Genomic DNA, 11,865 nt, shown 5'->3' on the forward strand with positions numbered 1-11,865 from the left:
CGCCGGGCGGCGGGGAAGCCCGCCGTCGCTCAAGCTGCGGTTTTCAACGGCTTGCCCGCCACATAAGTCTGCGCGATGCTGCGGTCGTCGCCCATGACCTGCAGGATGAACAGCTCCTGTTCCAGCGTCTCGGCCCGATCCATGCGCAGGGCCATGGCGGGGGTGGCGCGGGCGTCCAGCACCACCAGATCCGCCATGCTGCCCGGGTCCAGCGTGCCGATCTGGTCGGCCATCCCCAGGGCGAGTGCATTGCCCCGCGTGATCCAGTGGAAGGCCGACAAGGGCGTCAGCTTCTGGCCGCGCAGTTGCAGGATCTTGTAGCCCTCGTTCAGCGTCTGCAGCATGGAATAGCTGGTGCCGCCGCCCACGTCGGTCGCAATCCCGCTGGTCACGCCCGCCGCCCGCAGCCCCGCTTCGTCGAACAGCCCCGACCCCAGAAACAGGTTCGAGGTCGGGCAGAACACCGCACGACTGCCGGTTTCGGCCATGCGTTCGATTTCACGCGGGCGCAGGTGGATCGAATGGCCCAGCAGCAGCTTGTCCGACAGCAGGCCATGGGTTTCGTAGATGTCGAGGTAGTCGCGCGCCTGCGGATAAAGGCTCAGCGTGAAGTCGATCTCGTCCCTGTTCTCGGACAGGTGGGTCTGGACGTGGCAGTCGGGATGCTCGCGCACCAGTTGCCCCGCCATGTCCATCTGTTCCGGGGTCGAGGTGATCGCGAAGCGCGGGGTGATCGCGTAACGCTGGCGGCCCGTCCCGTGCCAGCGGGCGATCAGGGCCTTGCTGTCGTCGTATCCTTGCGGTGGCGTGTCCAGAACCTCGGGCGGGGCGTTGCGGTCCATCATCACCTTGCCCGCGACCATGGCCATGTTGCGGGCATGGGCGGCGCTGAACAGCGCCTCGGCGCTTTCGGGATGGACGGAACAGAAGGCGACGGCGGTGGTCGTGCCGTGGTCGGTCAGCAGGGTCAGGAAGGCGTCGGCCATGGCGGGGGCGTGGCCCTGCTGGGCGAAACGCGCTTCCTCGGGGAAGGTATAGGTGTTCAGCCAGTCAAGAAGCTGCGCGCCCCAGCTGGCGATCACCTGGACCTGCGGGAAATGGATATGCGTGTCGATGAAGCCTGGCATGATCAGGTGCGGGCGGTGGTCGATTTCCGGCAGGCCCGGGCGGGCCAGGGTGGCATAATCATCGACGGCGAGGATGCGGCCGTTCTCGATCAGGATCGCGCCGTCTTCGAGGTAGCGGTGGTTGTCGGCGGTGTCGTGGGGGTCGGCGTGGAAGCCAAGGACGCGGCCACGGATCAGCTTTTGCATGGGTATTTTTTCAACGAAGAAGGGACAGACAGCCGCGCGACCAGTTCGGCGGCGGTGAAGGCGGCGATGACGGCGGGGCGCTTGTCAGGGGAAAAGCCCGCGCCGATGGGGCAGACCAGCGGCGCGGGGTTGATGCCCCGTTCGCGGGCAAAGCGGCTGAACTGCGCGCGCTTGGTGGCGCTGCCGATCATGCCGACATAGGACAGGTCGTTGCGGTTCAGGGCTTCTGCCGCCAGCAGGAAATCCAGCGCGTGATCATGGGTCAGGATCACCACGGCGCTGCCGGGCCGGGCGGCGCGGATCTCGGCTTCTGGCAGCGGGGTCAAAGTCGTGGCGATGCCGGGGGCGGCCCGGGCCAGTTCCTCGGGGCGGCTGTCGATCAGTGTCGTGTTCACCGGCAGCGGTTGCAGCGCCAGGGCAAGCGCGCGCCCGACATGGCCCGCGCCGAAGACCAGCACGTCGGGGTGATCCTGAGGCGTGGGGCCTTCGCGGTCCAGTTGCAGCACCACCCTGCCCCCGCAGCATTGGCCGATCTCCGGTCCCAGGGGGATGTCCATGCGCGCCTCGGCCTCGCCCAACGCCAGCATCAGCCGCGCCCGGTCAATAGCCATGTATTCCAACTGGCCGCCGCCGATGGTGCCCTCTACGCGGTCAGGACCGACAAACATCTCGGCCCCGGCGTCGCGGGGGGTGGACCCCAAGGCCTGCATGACCCGGACGCGGATCATCCCCGCAGCTTCTCGATCGCCATCAGCACGCGCTCGGGCGTGGCGGGGGCGTCCAGCCGGGGGTGTTCGCGGTAGTTGCTGAACGAGGCCACCGCCATGTTTATCGCCTCGAAGACGCTGATGCCCAGCATGAAGGGCGGCTCGCCCACGGCCTTGGACCGCTTGATGCTGCGTTCGCTGTTTTCCGACCAATCGGCCAGACGCACGTTGAAGACGCGCGGCCGGTCCGAGGCCAGCGGCACCTTGTAGGTGGACGGCGCATGGGTACGCAGACGCCCCTTGTCGTCCCACCACAACTCCTCGGTGGTCAGCCAGCCGGCACCCTGCACAAAGGCGCCCTCGACCTGGCCCTTGTCCAGCGCCGGGTTCAGGGACCGGCCGACATCGTGGATCATGTCCGCGCGGTCGATCACGTATTCGCCGGTCAGCGTGTCCACCGACACCTCGGACACCGCCGCGCCATAGGCGTAGTAGTAGAACGGCCGCCCCCGTCCGGTCGCGCGGTCCCAATGGATCTTCGGCGTTTTATAAAAACCCGCCGCCGACAGGTGGATCCGCGCCATGTAGGCCGCCGCGATCACCTCGTTCCAGGGGATCAGGTGGTCGCCCGCGCGAATATGGCCGGGGACGAACTGCACGTCCTCGCGCGGCTGCTGCCAGCGTTCGGCCACGAATTCGACCAGCCGCGCCTTGATCTGTTCCGCCGCGTCCAGCGCCGCCATGCCGTTGAGGTCCGTCCCCGAGGACGCCGCCGTGGCCGAGGTGTTCGGCACCTTCTCGGTCGTGGTGCGGGTGATCTTGATGTTGGAAATGTCGCACTGGAACGCCTCGGCCACCACCTGGGCGACCTTGGTGTTCAGGCCCTGCCCCATCTCGCAGCCGCCATGGTTCAGCGCGATGGACCCGTCATTATAGACATGGATCAGCGCGCCCGCCTGGTTGAACCAGGTCGCGGTGAAGCTGATGCCGAACTTCACCGGAGTCAGCGCGATGCCCTTGCGGATCACGCCGCCCTTGGCGTTCCAGTCCAGCACCGCCTGGCGGCGGGCGTGATAATCGCTCGATGCCTCCAGTTCGGCGAAGATGCGCGGCAGGATCTGGTCGGTGACCTCCTGGTGATAGGGGGTCAGCTGGCCGTTTTCGTAAAGGTTGCGCTTGCGCACCTCCAGCGGATCAAGGCCCAGGGCATAGGCGATCTCCTCGACCATGCGTTCGGCCACGATCACCCCCTGCGGGCCGCCAAAGCCCCGGAAGGCGGTGTTGCTGACGGTGTTCGTCTTCATCGGATGGCTGCTGACGCGCACATCCGGGTAGTAATAGGCGTTGTCGCAGTGAAACAGCGCGCGGTCCGTCACCGGGCCGGAGAGGTCCGCCGAAAAGCCGCAGCGGGCATACCAGTCGCCCCGAACAGCACGGATCTTGCCGGTGTTGTCGAAACCCACCTCGTAATCCACCACGAAATCGTGGCGCTTGCCCGTGGCGGTCATGTCATCGTCGCGGTCGGGGCGGATCTTCACCGCGCGGTTCCAGCGTTTCGCGGCAATCGCGGCAACGCAGGCGAACAGGTTCATCTGCGTTTCCTTGCCGCCGAAGCCGCCGCCCATCCGGCGCACGTTCACCACCACCGCGTTGTTCCGGCAGCCCAGGACATGGGCCACCATGTGCTGCACCTCGGACGGGTGCTGGGTCGAGACGTTGACCGTCACGTCCTCGTCCTCGCCCGGGATGGCCATGGCGATCTGGCCTTCCAGATAGAAGTGGTCCTGCCCGCCGATATGGAAGCGGCCCTTGATGCGGTGGGGCGCGGCGGCCATGCCCGCGTCGGCATCGCCCCGGCGCAGGGTCAGGGGATCGGTGACATAGCCCATCCCGGCGTCCTTCGCCGCCATCGGGTCCAGCGCATGGGGCAGCACGTCATAGGTGATGCGCGCCTTGTGCGCCGCGCGCCGCGCCTGGTCACGGGTTTCCGCGATCACGGCAAAGACCGGCTGGCCCCAGAACTGGGCCTCGCCGTCCGCAAAGATCGGGTCGTCGTTCTTGCCGTTGGGCGAGACATCGTTGACGCCGGGAATGTCCCTGGCGGTCAGCACGCCGACCACGCCGGGATGGGCCAGCGTTTCGGTGAAATCCATGCCGGTGATGCGGCCATGGGCGCATTGCGACAGGCCCAGATAGGCGTGCAGCAGGCCATGCGGCTCGGCCAGGTCGTCGGTGTAATCGGCGCGGCCGGTGACATGCTTGATGGCGCTGTCGTGGATGGTGTCCTGATGCGCCTGGCCGCGGAGGGTGGTTTCGTCTTTCATGTCATGCTCCCACGGCTTCGTGCAGGCGGACGGGCAGGCCGGGTTCGGACTGTTCCAGCCAGAAGCGGCGGAACAGGTTGGCGGCGACCGTGCGGCGGTAATCGGCGCTGGCGCGCCAGTCGGACAGGGGCGTGAAGTCATCCGCCACGGCGCGGGCGGCGGCCTCGAAGGCCTCGCGGGCGAAGGGCTGGCCCTTCAGCGCGGCCTCGGCGCCAGTGGCGCGCTTCGGCGTGCCTGCCATGCCGCCGAAGCAGATGCGCGCGTCGGTGATGGTGGCGTTTTCGACGGTCAGGCAGAACCCGGCGGCGACGGCGGTGATGTCGCTGTCGCGGCGCTTGCTGATCTTGTAGGCGGCAACCAGGGCGTCCGGGCGGGTCGGGATGATGATCTCCTCGACAAATTCGCCCGGTGCTCGGTCCTGACGCCCGTATTCGATGAAGAACGCCTCCAGCGGCACTTCCCGGCGCGCGCCCCCCTTGCGCAGCACGATCCGCGCGCCAAGGGCGATCAGCAGCGGCGGCGTGTCGCCGATGGGGGATCCGTTGGCGATGTTCGCGCCGATAGTGCCCATGTTGCGCACCTGCCAGCCGCCGATGCGCAGCCAGTAGTCATAGGCGGCAGGGATGTGCTGGCGGATCAGTGCTGCTGCCTCGCTGTAGGTCACGCCCGCGCCCAGGCGGATCTCGCCGCCCTCGACGCGCTTGCCCTTCATCAGGTGGCCGATGAACACCGCCGGGGAAATGTCGCGCATGAACTTCGTGACCCACAACCCCACATCGGTCGCGCCCGCGATGATCGTGGCCTTGGGTTCCGCCTCCAGCACGGCCGCCAGATCGTCCACATCGACGGGGATGATCGCGCGTTCGTTGCCCCTGGACAACTCGACCCGCTCACCCCGCATGTCGCGCAGCTTTGCGGCCACCAACTCACGTTCCACCGCCAGGGCATCGGCGGCCTGCCCGCCCGCGCGGCCTGCGGCTAACGCGGCCTTGATGATCGGCTCATAGCCCGTGCAGCGGCAGATGTTGCCTTGCAACGCGGTCTCGATCTCGGTCACGCCCGCATCGGGATTGCTCATCCACAGACCATAAAGCGCCATCACGATCCCCGGGGTGCAGAAGCCGCACTGGCTGCCATGATACTCCACCATCGCCGCCTGGATCGGGTGCAGCCCGCCATCGGGACCGCGCAAATGTTCCACCGTCACCACATGGCAGCCGTGGCAGCTTGCGATGAAGCGGATGCAGGCGTTCACGGGTTCATAGATCAGTCCGTCATTCGTCAGGCGGCCCACCAGCACCGTGCAGGCGCCGCAATCGCCCTCGGCGCAGCCTTCCTTGGTGCCGGTCAGGCGGCGATTGATGCGCAGGAAATCCAGCAGCGTGTCGGATGCCCCGACCTCGGTCAGGTCAACCGCTTGACCGTTCAGTAAAAAGCGCAGCGCGGGTGTCATGGCGTTCCTTCGTGGCTGTGGACCCGTGGGAAGGTATGGCGAAAATAAATGTTGCGAAATCGGTGCCGACCCGGAAGACTTTACACGATTCCTTGAAAACGGCCTATCACCCATGTCCTATCTTGAAAGCCTGCGCGTCTTCGTCCGGGTGGTCGAACTGGGCTCGATCACCGCCGGAGGCAGGGATCTGCGGCTTTCCCCGGCAGTTGCCTCGAATCGCATCAAGGATCTGGAGAACCGCTTCGGCGTGCGCCTGCTGAACCGCACCACCCGCAAGCTGACCCCAACCGAGATCGGCCGCGCCTTCTATGACAACGCCCGCCGCGTGATCGACACCCTGGACGAGGCCGAGGCGCTTGTGTCCAGCTTCTCGGGCCGCCCTCAGGGGGTGATCCGCCTGACCGCGCCGCTTGGCCTGGGGCGGCGGCTGATCGCGCCGCTGATCCCGCCCTTCTGCGCCGAAAACCCTGGCGTCGATTTCCGCCTGCGCCTGTCCGACCGCAACGTGAACATCGTGGAAGACGCCATCGACCTGGCCTTCTTCCTGGGCGAGCCTGCCGATTCCGCACTGAAATGGCGCAAGATCGCGGATTGCCCGCGCGTCCTGGTCGCCTCGCTCGACTATCTGTCGCGTCAGGGCACGCCGCAGACGCCCGAGGATCTGGTAGATCACAACTGCCTGCTGCTGCGCTATCCGCGCAGCCTGGAATATTACTGGGTGCTGCAAGGGGACGACGGCCCGCAGAAGATGATGGTCGGCGGGCGGTTCGACACCGACGACGGCGACGTGCTGACCGCCTGGGCCCTTAGCGGCGAAGGGATCGCGAACCGCCCCCTTTACGAGGTCGCGGCCGACATCAAGGCCGGCCGCCTGGTCGAGGTTCTGCCCCAGAACCGCCCGCAGCCCGCTCAATTCGGCTGCCTGACGCCGCACCGGCGCCTGCAGGATCCAAAGGTGCGGATGTTCGCGGATTTCGCGGTGCGGGAATTGAAAAAGGTCTTCGACCGCTAAACCGGGCGCGCCTTGGTCAGGCGAATATTGCCGCCGCCAAGATCGGTCTCATCGCCCCAGCCAAGATGACGATAGACGCTGGCCGCCCGGCTGTCGCGGCTGGTTTCCAGCCAGATCGTTGGGTGACGCTTGAACAGCGCGTCTTCTGCCTGGGCGATCAGCGCGCCGCCGATCCCCTGCCCTTCGCATTCAGGCCGCACGAAGGCCGCGAACAGCGTGGCCCGGTTGTCGTCGATCATGGTGAAGCCCACGACCCGGCCCTCCGTGACCGCGACCCAGGCACAAGGCGCAGCCGCGATCATGGCCGAGATGCTGGCTGGGGTAATTCCAAGCTGCGCCAGTTCCTCCACCCCCTGATGGTTCTCGCGGACCGAGGTGCGCACCGCGAACAGCGCCGCCGTATCCTCGGGACGCGCGGGCCGGATGCGGAACGTCATCACATCCCGGCCAGGCTCGCGCCCCCGGCGGCGCGGAACCAGCGGATGATCTGCTCGCGCTCCTGCGGCTCCATGTAGGTCACGTTGGCAGGGGGCATGGCGTCAGTGAGGCCCGCCTGGACATAAATCTCGCGCGCATGTTTCGCGATGTCGCCGGGTGTTTCCAGGAAGACCCCCTTCGGCGCGTGATGGATGCCTTCATACCCCGGCTCTCGGGCATGGCACATGGAACAGCGGCCCAGGACGGCATCGCTGACCTGCCCGAACCCCTCGGCTTGGGCAAAGCGGGTTTCCACAGGGGTCAGCGGACGCGACTCGGCCTGTTCCAGGCTGTCCTGGTTCAAACCGGCCGAGGACAGCCACATCACCATGATGAACAGCACGACAGTCACGGCCCAGGTCCACCACTGGTATCCCTTGCGGGCGTGCATGGTGTTGAAGAAGTGCCGGATGGTCACGCCCATCAGGAAGATCAGCGCCGCGATCAGCCAATTGTACTGGCTGGCGAAGGCCAGCGGATAATGGTTCGACAGCATCAGGAAGATGACCGGCAGCGTCAGATAGTTGTTGTGGGTGGACCGCAGCTTGGCGATCTTGCCGTATTTCGGATCGGGCGCCCTGCCCGCCTTCAGATCCGCTACCACGATCCGCTGGTTCGGCATGATGATGAAGAACACGTTAGCCGTCATGATCGTCGCGGTGAACGCCCCCAGGTGCAGCAGCGCCGCGCGGCCGGTGAAGACCTGCGTATAGCCCCACCCCATCACCACAAGCGCCACGAACAGCAGCAGCATCAGCACCGTCGGCGTCTCGCCCAGGCGGGACTTGCACAGCGTGTCATAGATCAGCCAGCCAAGCGCCAGCGACCCGGCCGAGATCAGGACCGCCTGCCAGACGGCCAGGTCCGCCTTGGCGGTGTCGATCAGATACAGGTTCGCGCCCGCCCAGTATGTGACCATCAGCAGCGCCGCGCCCGACAGCCAGGTGGAATAGCTTTCCCATTTGAACCAGGTCAGGTGTTCCGGCATCTGCTCGGGCGCGACCAGGTATTTGTTGATGTGATAGAAGCCGCCGCCATGGACCTGCCATTCCTCGCCATGCGCACCCTTGGGCAGGTGCGGGGCCTTTTGCAGGCCCAGGTCCAGGGCGATGAAATAAAAGGACGATCCGATCCAGGCGATGGCCGTGATGACATGGGTCCAGCGGATCGCGAAGGCCAGCCATTCCCAGATGACGATATGGTCGGGGATCAGGTGCAGCATGGATCAGCTTCCCCGATAGGTGGAATAGCCGAAGGGCGAGACCAGCAACGGCACATGGTAATGGTCGTCCTGCGACATGCCGAAGCGGATCGGGATCACGTCCAGGAAACGCGGGCTTTCGGGGGCAACCCCCGTGGCGTCCATCCAGGCGCCCGCGTGAAATTCCAGCTCATAACTGCCGATCGCGAACTCCGACGCAGGCAGGATCTGGCTGTCGGTGCGGCCGTCGTGGTTGGTGCGCAGCCGCGCAAGCTCGGTCCGCCCGCCGTTGTGCAGACGGAACAGCACCACCTCCATCCCCTCGGCCGGGCGGCCGCGCGCGGTGTCCAGCACATGGGTGGTCAGGTATCCTGGCATCATCGCCCTCCCCTTCATTATCGCTGTTTTCTTGATAACCGATCCCCCTGCATCCGCACGAGAGGCACCATAAGCAAGGTAGTCTTAAGATTTCGTAGAAAATCGCCATTCACTTTGGCTTAAATATCCTCGGGGGGTCCGGGGGGCGAAGCGCCCCCGGTGCTTACCCCGCCAGACGCGCAACGGCCTTTTCGGCACGCCCCCGCAGATCGCGCGGATCGGCGGTCAGCAGCCGGTGATCGCCGACAACCGCCCTGCCCGCGACATAGACCACACGCGGCCGGACCGGCGCACAGAAGACCAGCGCCGCGACCGGATCCCATTGCCCCGCCAGCGGCAATTCGGACACGTCCCACAGGACCAAGTCAGCCTGCATCCCGGGCTTCAAGGCCCCGATGTCGGACCGCCCCAGCACCCGCGCCCCGCCAAGCGTCGCGATCTCCAGCGCCTCGCGCGCGCCCATGGCGGCGGGGCCGTCCCGCAGCCGCGCGACCAGCATCGCCTGCCGCGCTTCAAGCCCCAGATGACTGCAATCGTTGCTGGCCGATCCATCGACGCCCAGGCCAACCGGCACCCCCGCGTCGCGCATCGCCCGGACCGGGGCGATGCCGCTGGCAAGCCGCGCGTTGGAACAAGGGCAATGCGCCACCCCCGTGCCGGTGCGGGCGAACAGGTCGATTTCCGGCACCGACAGCTTCACGCAATGGGCGTGCCACACGTCGTCGCCGGTCCAGCCCAGGCTTTCCGCGTAATCGCCCGGCAGCATCCCGAAATTGTCCAGAGAGTATCGGACATCCTCGTCATTCTCGGCCAGATGGGTGTGCAGGCGCACGCCTTTTTTCCGCGCCAGGATCGCCGCGTCGCGCATCAGTTCCCGGCTGACCGAGAAGGGCGAACAGGGCGCAAGCGCCACCTGCACCATCGCGCCTTCACCTGCGTCATGGAAGGCGTCCACCACGCGCTCGCTATCCTTCAGGATTGCGGCCTCGCCCTCGACCAGGGCATCGGGCGGCAACCCGCCCTTCGATTCACCGATGGACATGGCGCCGCGGGTGGCGGTGAAGCGGATGCCGATGCGCTGCGCAGCCTCGATGCTGTCGTCCAGGCGCGATCCGTTCGGGAACAGATACAGGTGGTCGGACGAACAGGTGCAGCCCGACAGGGCCAGTTCCGCCAGCCCCACCTCCGCCGACAGGCGGATGTCGTCGGGCGTCATGCGCGACCAGATGGGATAGAGCGTGCGCAGCCAGCCGAACAGCGCCGCGTCCTGGGCTGCGGGCACCGCGCGGGTCAGCGTCTGGAACAGGTGGTGATGGGTGTTGACCAGACCGGGCGTCACGACGCAGCCGCGCGCATCGACCACCGTTGCATCCTCGCGCGGCAGGTTTTCACCCACCGCGACGATCTTCCCGTTCTCGACCAGCACATCGCCACCGGCGATTTCGCGGCGGGTGTCGTCCATGGTGACGACGACCTCCGCCCCCCGGATCAGCGTCCTAGTGGTCCGCGACATGGCCTGCTTCGCGGATCTCTGCCTCGTCGATATGCGGCGCGCCGTTGTAGAACCAGTTGAGGATCACCGCGCTGATCGCCGCCAACAGGATGCCGGAATGGATCAGCGGATGGATCGCGTGGGGCATCCACTGGTTGAAGTCTGGCGCCACCATCGGGATCATCCCCATGCCCACGGAAATCGCCACGATGAACAGGTTGTGCCGGTTGGACGCGAAATCGACGCGCGCCAGGATCCGCACCCCCGTCGCCGCGACCATGCCGAACATCACCAGACCCGCGCCGCCCAGGACGGTGGTGGGCAGGCTTTCGACCAGCGCGCCCATCTTCGGGATCAGCCCCAGCACGATCATGATCGCGCCGCCCGCCACGCAGACAAAGCGCGACCGGATGCCGGTGACGCCCACAAGGCCCACGTTCTGGCTGAAGGACGTATAGGGAAAGGTGTTGAAGATCCCGCCGATCACCGTGCCCAGGCCGTCGGCACGCAGGCCCGCGGCCAGCGATTTCTGCTCCATCGGCTTCTTGCAGATGTCGGACAGCGCCAGGAACATGCCCGTCGATTCGATCAGCGTGACCAGCATGACCAGCACCATGGTGGCGATCATGATCGGGTCGAAGGTCGGCATCCCGAAATGGAACGGCTTGATGACCGCGAACCATTCCGCGGCACCCACCTTGTCAAAGCTCATCATGCCCAGCATGGCCGCGACGATGCCGCCGACGACGATGCCCACCAGAACGGCAATGTTGGACAAAAAGCCGCGCGCGAATTTCGACACCAGCAGGATCGTGCCCAGCACCAGAACCGCGATCAGGATGTTCCGGCCCGCCGCATAAAGCGGGTTCTGCACCGTCGGCGCCAGCGTCACGCTGGCGGGCACGTTGCCCGCGGCGCGCGCGGCCTCCAGCCAGGCGGCGGCCTCGGGGTCCACGATCTTGGGGGCGGTCGGGCCGACCTGCAACCCGAAGATCCAGTTGATGCCGATGGGCATTAGGCTGATGCCGATGGTCAGGATCAGCGTGCCCGTGACGACCGGGGGAAAGAACCGCAGCATCCTGGAAACAAAGGGCGCGATGACGATGCCGATGATCCCCGCCGCGATGATCGCCCCGAACAGCGCTCGTGCGCCGTCATGGCCGGGCATGGATGTCGCGACCGCCACCATCGGCCCGACGGATGCAAAGGTCACCCCCATCATCACCGGCAGCTTGATGCCGAAATACTGGGTCGCGCCCAGGCTCTGGATGATCGACACGATGCCGCAGACGAACAGGTCGGCGGAAATCAGGAACGCCACCTCCTCGGGCGGCAGCTTCAGCGCGCGGCCCACGATCAGCGGGACGGCGATGGCGCCCGCATACATGACCAGGACGTGCTGGAACCCAAGCGTCAGCAGCTTGGGGGCGGGCAGGATCTCATCGACCGGATGGATCCCCCCCTGATAGGTTGCGTCAGACATAGCGGACCTCCCTTTCCACGGCTGT

10 protein-coding genes are annotated in these 11,865 nt (G+C 66.3%); 1 reads left to right on the forward strand and 9 read right to left on the reverse strand.

Going from position 1 to position 11,865, the window contains the following annotated elements; genetic code table 11:
- Positions 1 to 29: 29 nt before the first annotated feature.
- Genes guaD through xdhA form a run of 4 tightly spaced genes read right to left on the reverse strand, consistent with a single transcriptional unit; the run spans position 30 to position 5,797 of the window.
- Entirely contained in the window at positions 30 to 1,313 is a 1,284-nt protein-coding gene (gene guaD / locus JX613_RS02070) for a guanine deaminase (RefSeq protein WP_207099770.1), read from the reverse strand.
- Positions 1,301 to 2,041: a xanthine dehydrogenase accessory protein XdhC gene (xdhC, locus tag JX613_RS02075; protein WP_207099771.1), complete on the reverse strand. Its 741-nt coding sequence runs from the start codon at positions 2,039 to 2,041 to the stop codon at positions 1,301 to 1,303. Before xdhC ends, guaD begins: the two co-directional genes overlap by 13 nt.
- The gene (xdhB, locus tag JX613_RS02080; RefSeq protein WP_207099772.1) at positions 2,038 to 4,344 is read right to left on the reverse strand and encodes a xanthine dehydrogenase molybdopterin binding subunit; all 2,307 of its coding nucleotides are present in this window, start codon (positions 4,342 to 4,344) and stop codon (positions 2,038 to 2,040) included. Before xdhB ends, xdhC begins: the two co-directional genes overlap by 4 nt.
- Position 4,345: 1 nt before the next feature.
- The gene (gene xdhA / locus JX613_RS02085) at positions 4,346 to 5,797 is read right to left on the reverse strand and encodes a xanthine dehydrogenase small subunit (RefSeq protein ID WP_207099773.1); all 1,452 of its coding nucleotides are present in this window, start codon (positions 5,795 to 5,797) and stop codon (positions 4,346 to 4,348) included.
- Between the two features lie 112 nt (positions 5,798 to 5,909).
- Between xdhA and JX613_RS02090 the strand changes: the two genes are divergently transcribed.
- The gene (locus tag JX613_RS02090; RefSeq protein ID WP_207099774.1) at positions 5,910 to 6,809 is read left to right on the forward strand and encodes a LysR family transcriptional regulator; all 900 of its coding nucleotides are present in this window, start codon (positions 5,910 to 5,912) and stop codon (positions 6,807 to 6,809) included.
- Here the strand turns inward: JX613_RS02090 and JX613_RS02095 are convergent.
- The 5 genes from JX613_RS02095 to JX613_RS02115 all read right to left on the reverse strand — a co-directional run bounded on the left by JX613_RS02095 (position 6,806) and on the right by JX613_RS02115 (position 11,840).
- Positions 6,806 to 7,246: a GNAT family N-acetyltransferase gene (locus tag JX613_RS02095; protein ID WP_207099775.1), complete on the reverse strand. Its 441-nt coding sequence runs from the start codon at positions 7,244 to 7,246 to the stop codon at positions 6,806 to 6,808. The genes JX613_RS02090 and JX613_RS02095 overlap by 4 nt on opposite strands.
- A complete protein-coding gene (locus JX613_RS02100; protein ID WP_237168270.1) occupies positions 7,246 to 8,508 on the reverse strand; it encodes a urate hydroxylase PuuD in 1,263 nt (420 codons plus the stop codon). The genes JX613_RS02095 and JX613_RS02100 overlap by 1 nt, the downstream gene beginning before the upstream one ends.
- Before the next feature lie 3 nt (positions 8,509 to 8,511).
- Positions 8,512 to 8,865 carry a hydroxyisourate hydrolase gene (gene uraH / locus JX613_RS02105; protein WP_207099866.1) on the reverse strand — a complete coding sequence of 118 codons (354 nt, stop codon included), beginning with the start codon at positions 8,863 to 8,865 and terminating at the stop codon, positions 8,512 to 8,514.
- Positions 8,866 to 9,028: 163 nt separating this feature from the next.
- Positions 9,029 to 10,378, reverse strand: coding sequence for an 8-oxoguanine deaminase (locus JX613_RS02110; protein ID WP_207099776.1), 1,350 nt, complete (start codon positions 10,376 to 10,378; stop codon positions 9,029 to 9,031).
- Entirely contained in the window at positions 10,362 to 11,840 is a 1,479-nt protein-coding gene (locus JX613_RS02115; RefSeq protein ID WP_207099777.1) for a nucleobase:cation symporter-2 family protein, read from the reverse strand. The genes JX613_RS02110 and JX613_RS02115 overlap by 17 nt, the downstream gene beginning before the upstream one ends.
- Positions 11,841 to 11,865 lie beyond the last annotated feature (25 nt).

Origin of the sequence: Paracoccus shandongensis, from assembly GCF_017315735.1 — a bacterium.
GTDB classification, from domain to species: Bacteria; Pseudomonadota; Alphaproteobacteria; order Rhodobacterales; family Rhodobacteraceae; genus Paracoccus; species Paracoccus shandongensis.

Coding starts and splice junctions, on each gene's coding strand:
- guaD (WP_207099770.1), bottom strand. CDS start 1,313: ATGCAAAAGCTGATCCGTGGCCGCGTCCTTGGCTTCCACGCCGACCCC.
- xdhC (WP_207099771.1), bottom strand. CDS start 2,041: ATGATCCGCGTCCGGGTCATGCAGGCCTTGGGGTCCACCCCCCGCGAC.
- xdhB (WP_207099772.1), bottom strand. CDS start 4,344: ATGAAAGACGAAACCACCCTCCGCGGCCAGGCGCATCAGGACACCATC.
- xdhA (WP_207099773.1), bottom strand. CDS start 5,797: ATGACACCCGCGCTGCGCTTTTTACTGAACGGTCAAGCGGTTGACCTG.
- JX613_RS02090 (WP_207099774.1), top strand. CDS start 5,910: ATGTCCTATCTTGAAAGCCTGCGCGTCTTCGTCCGGGTGGTCGAACTG.
- JX613_RS02095 (WP_207099775.1), bottom strand. CDS start 7,246: ATGACGTTCCGCATCCGGCCCGCGCGTCCCGAGGATACGGCGGCGCTG.
- JX613_RS02100 (WP_237168270.1), bottom strand. CDS start 8,508: ATGCTGCACCTGATCCCCGACCATATCGTCATCTGGGAATGGCTGGCC.
- uraH (WP_207099866.1), bottom strand. CDS start 8,865: ATGCCAGGATACCTGACCACCCATGTGCTGGACACCGCGCGCGGCCGC.
- JX613_RS02110 (WP_207099776.1), bottom strand. CDS start 10,378: ATGTCGCGGACCACTAGGACGCTGATCCGGGGGGCGGAGGTCGTCGTC.
- JX613_RS02115 (WP_207099777.1), bottom strand. CDS start 11,840: ATGTCTGACGCAACCTATCAGGGGGGGATCCATCCGGTCGATGAGATC.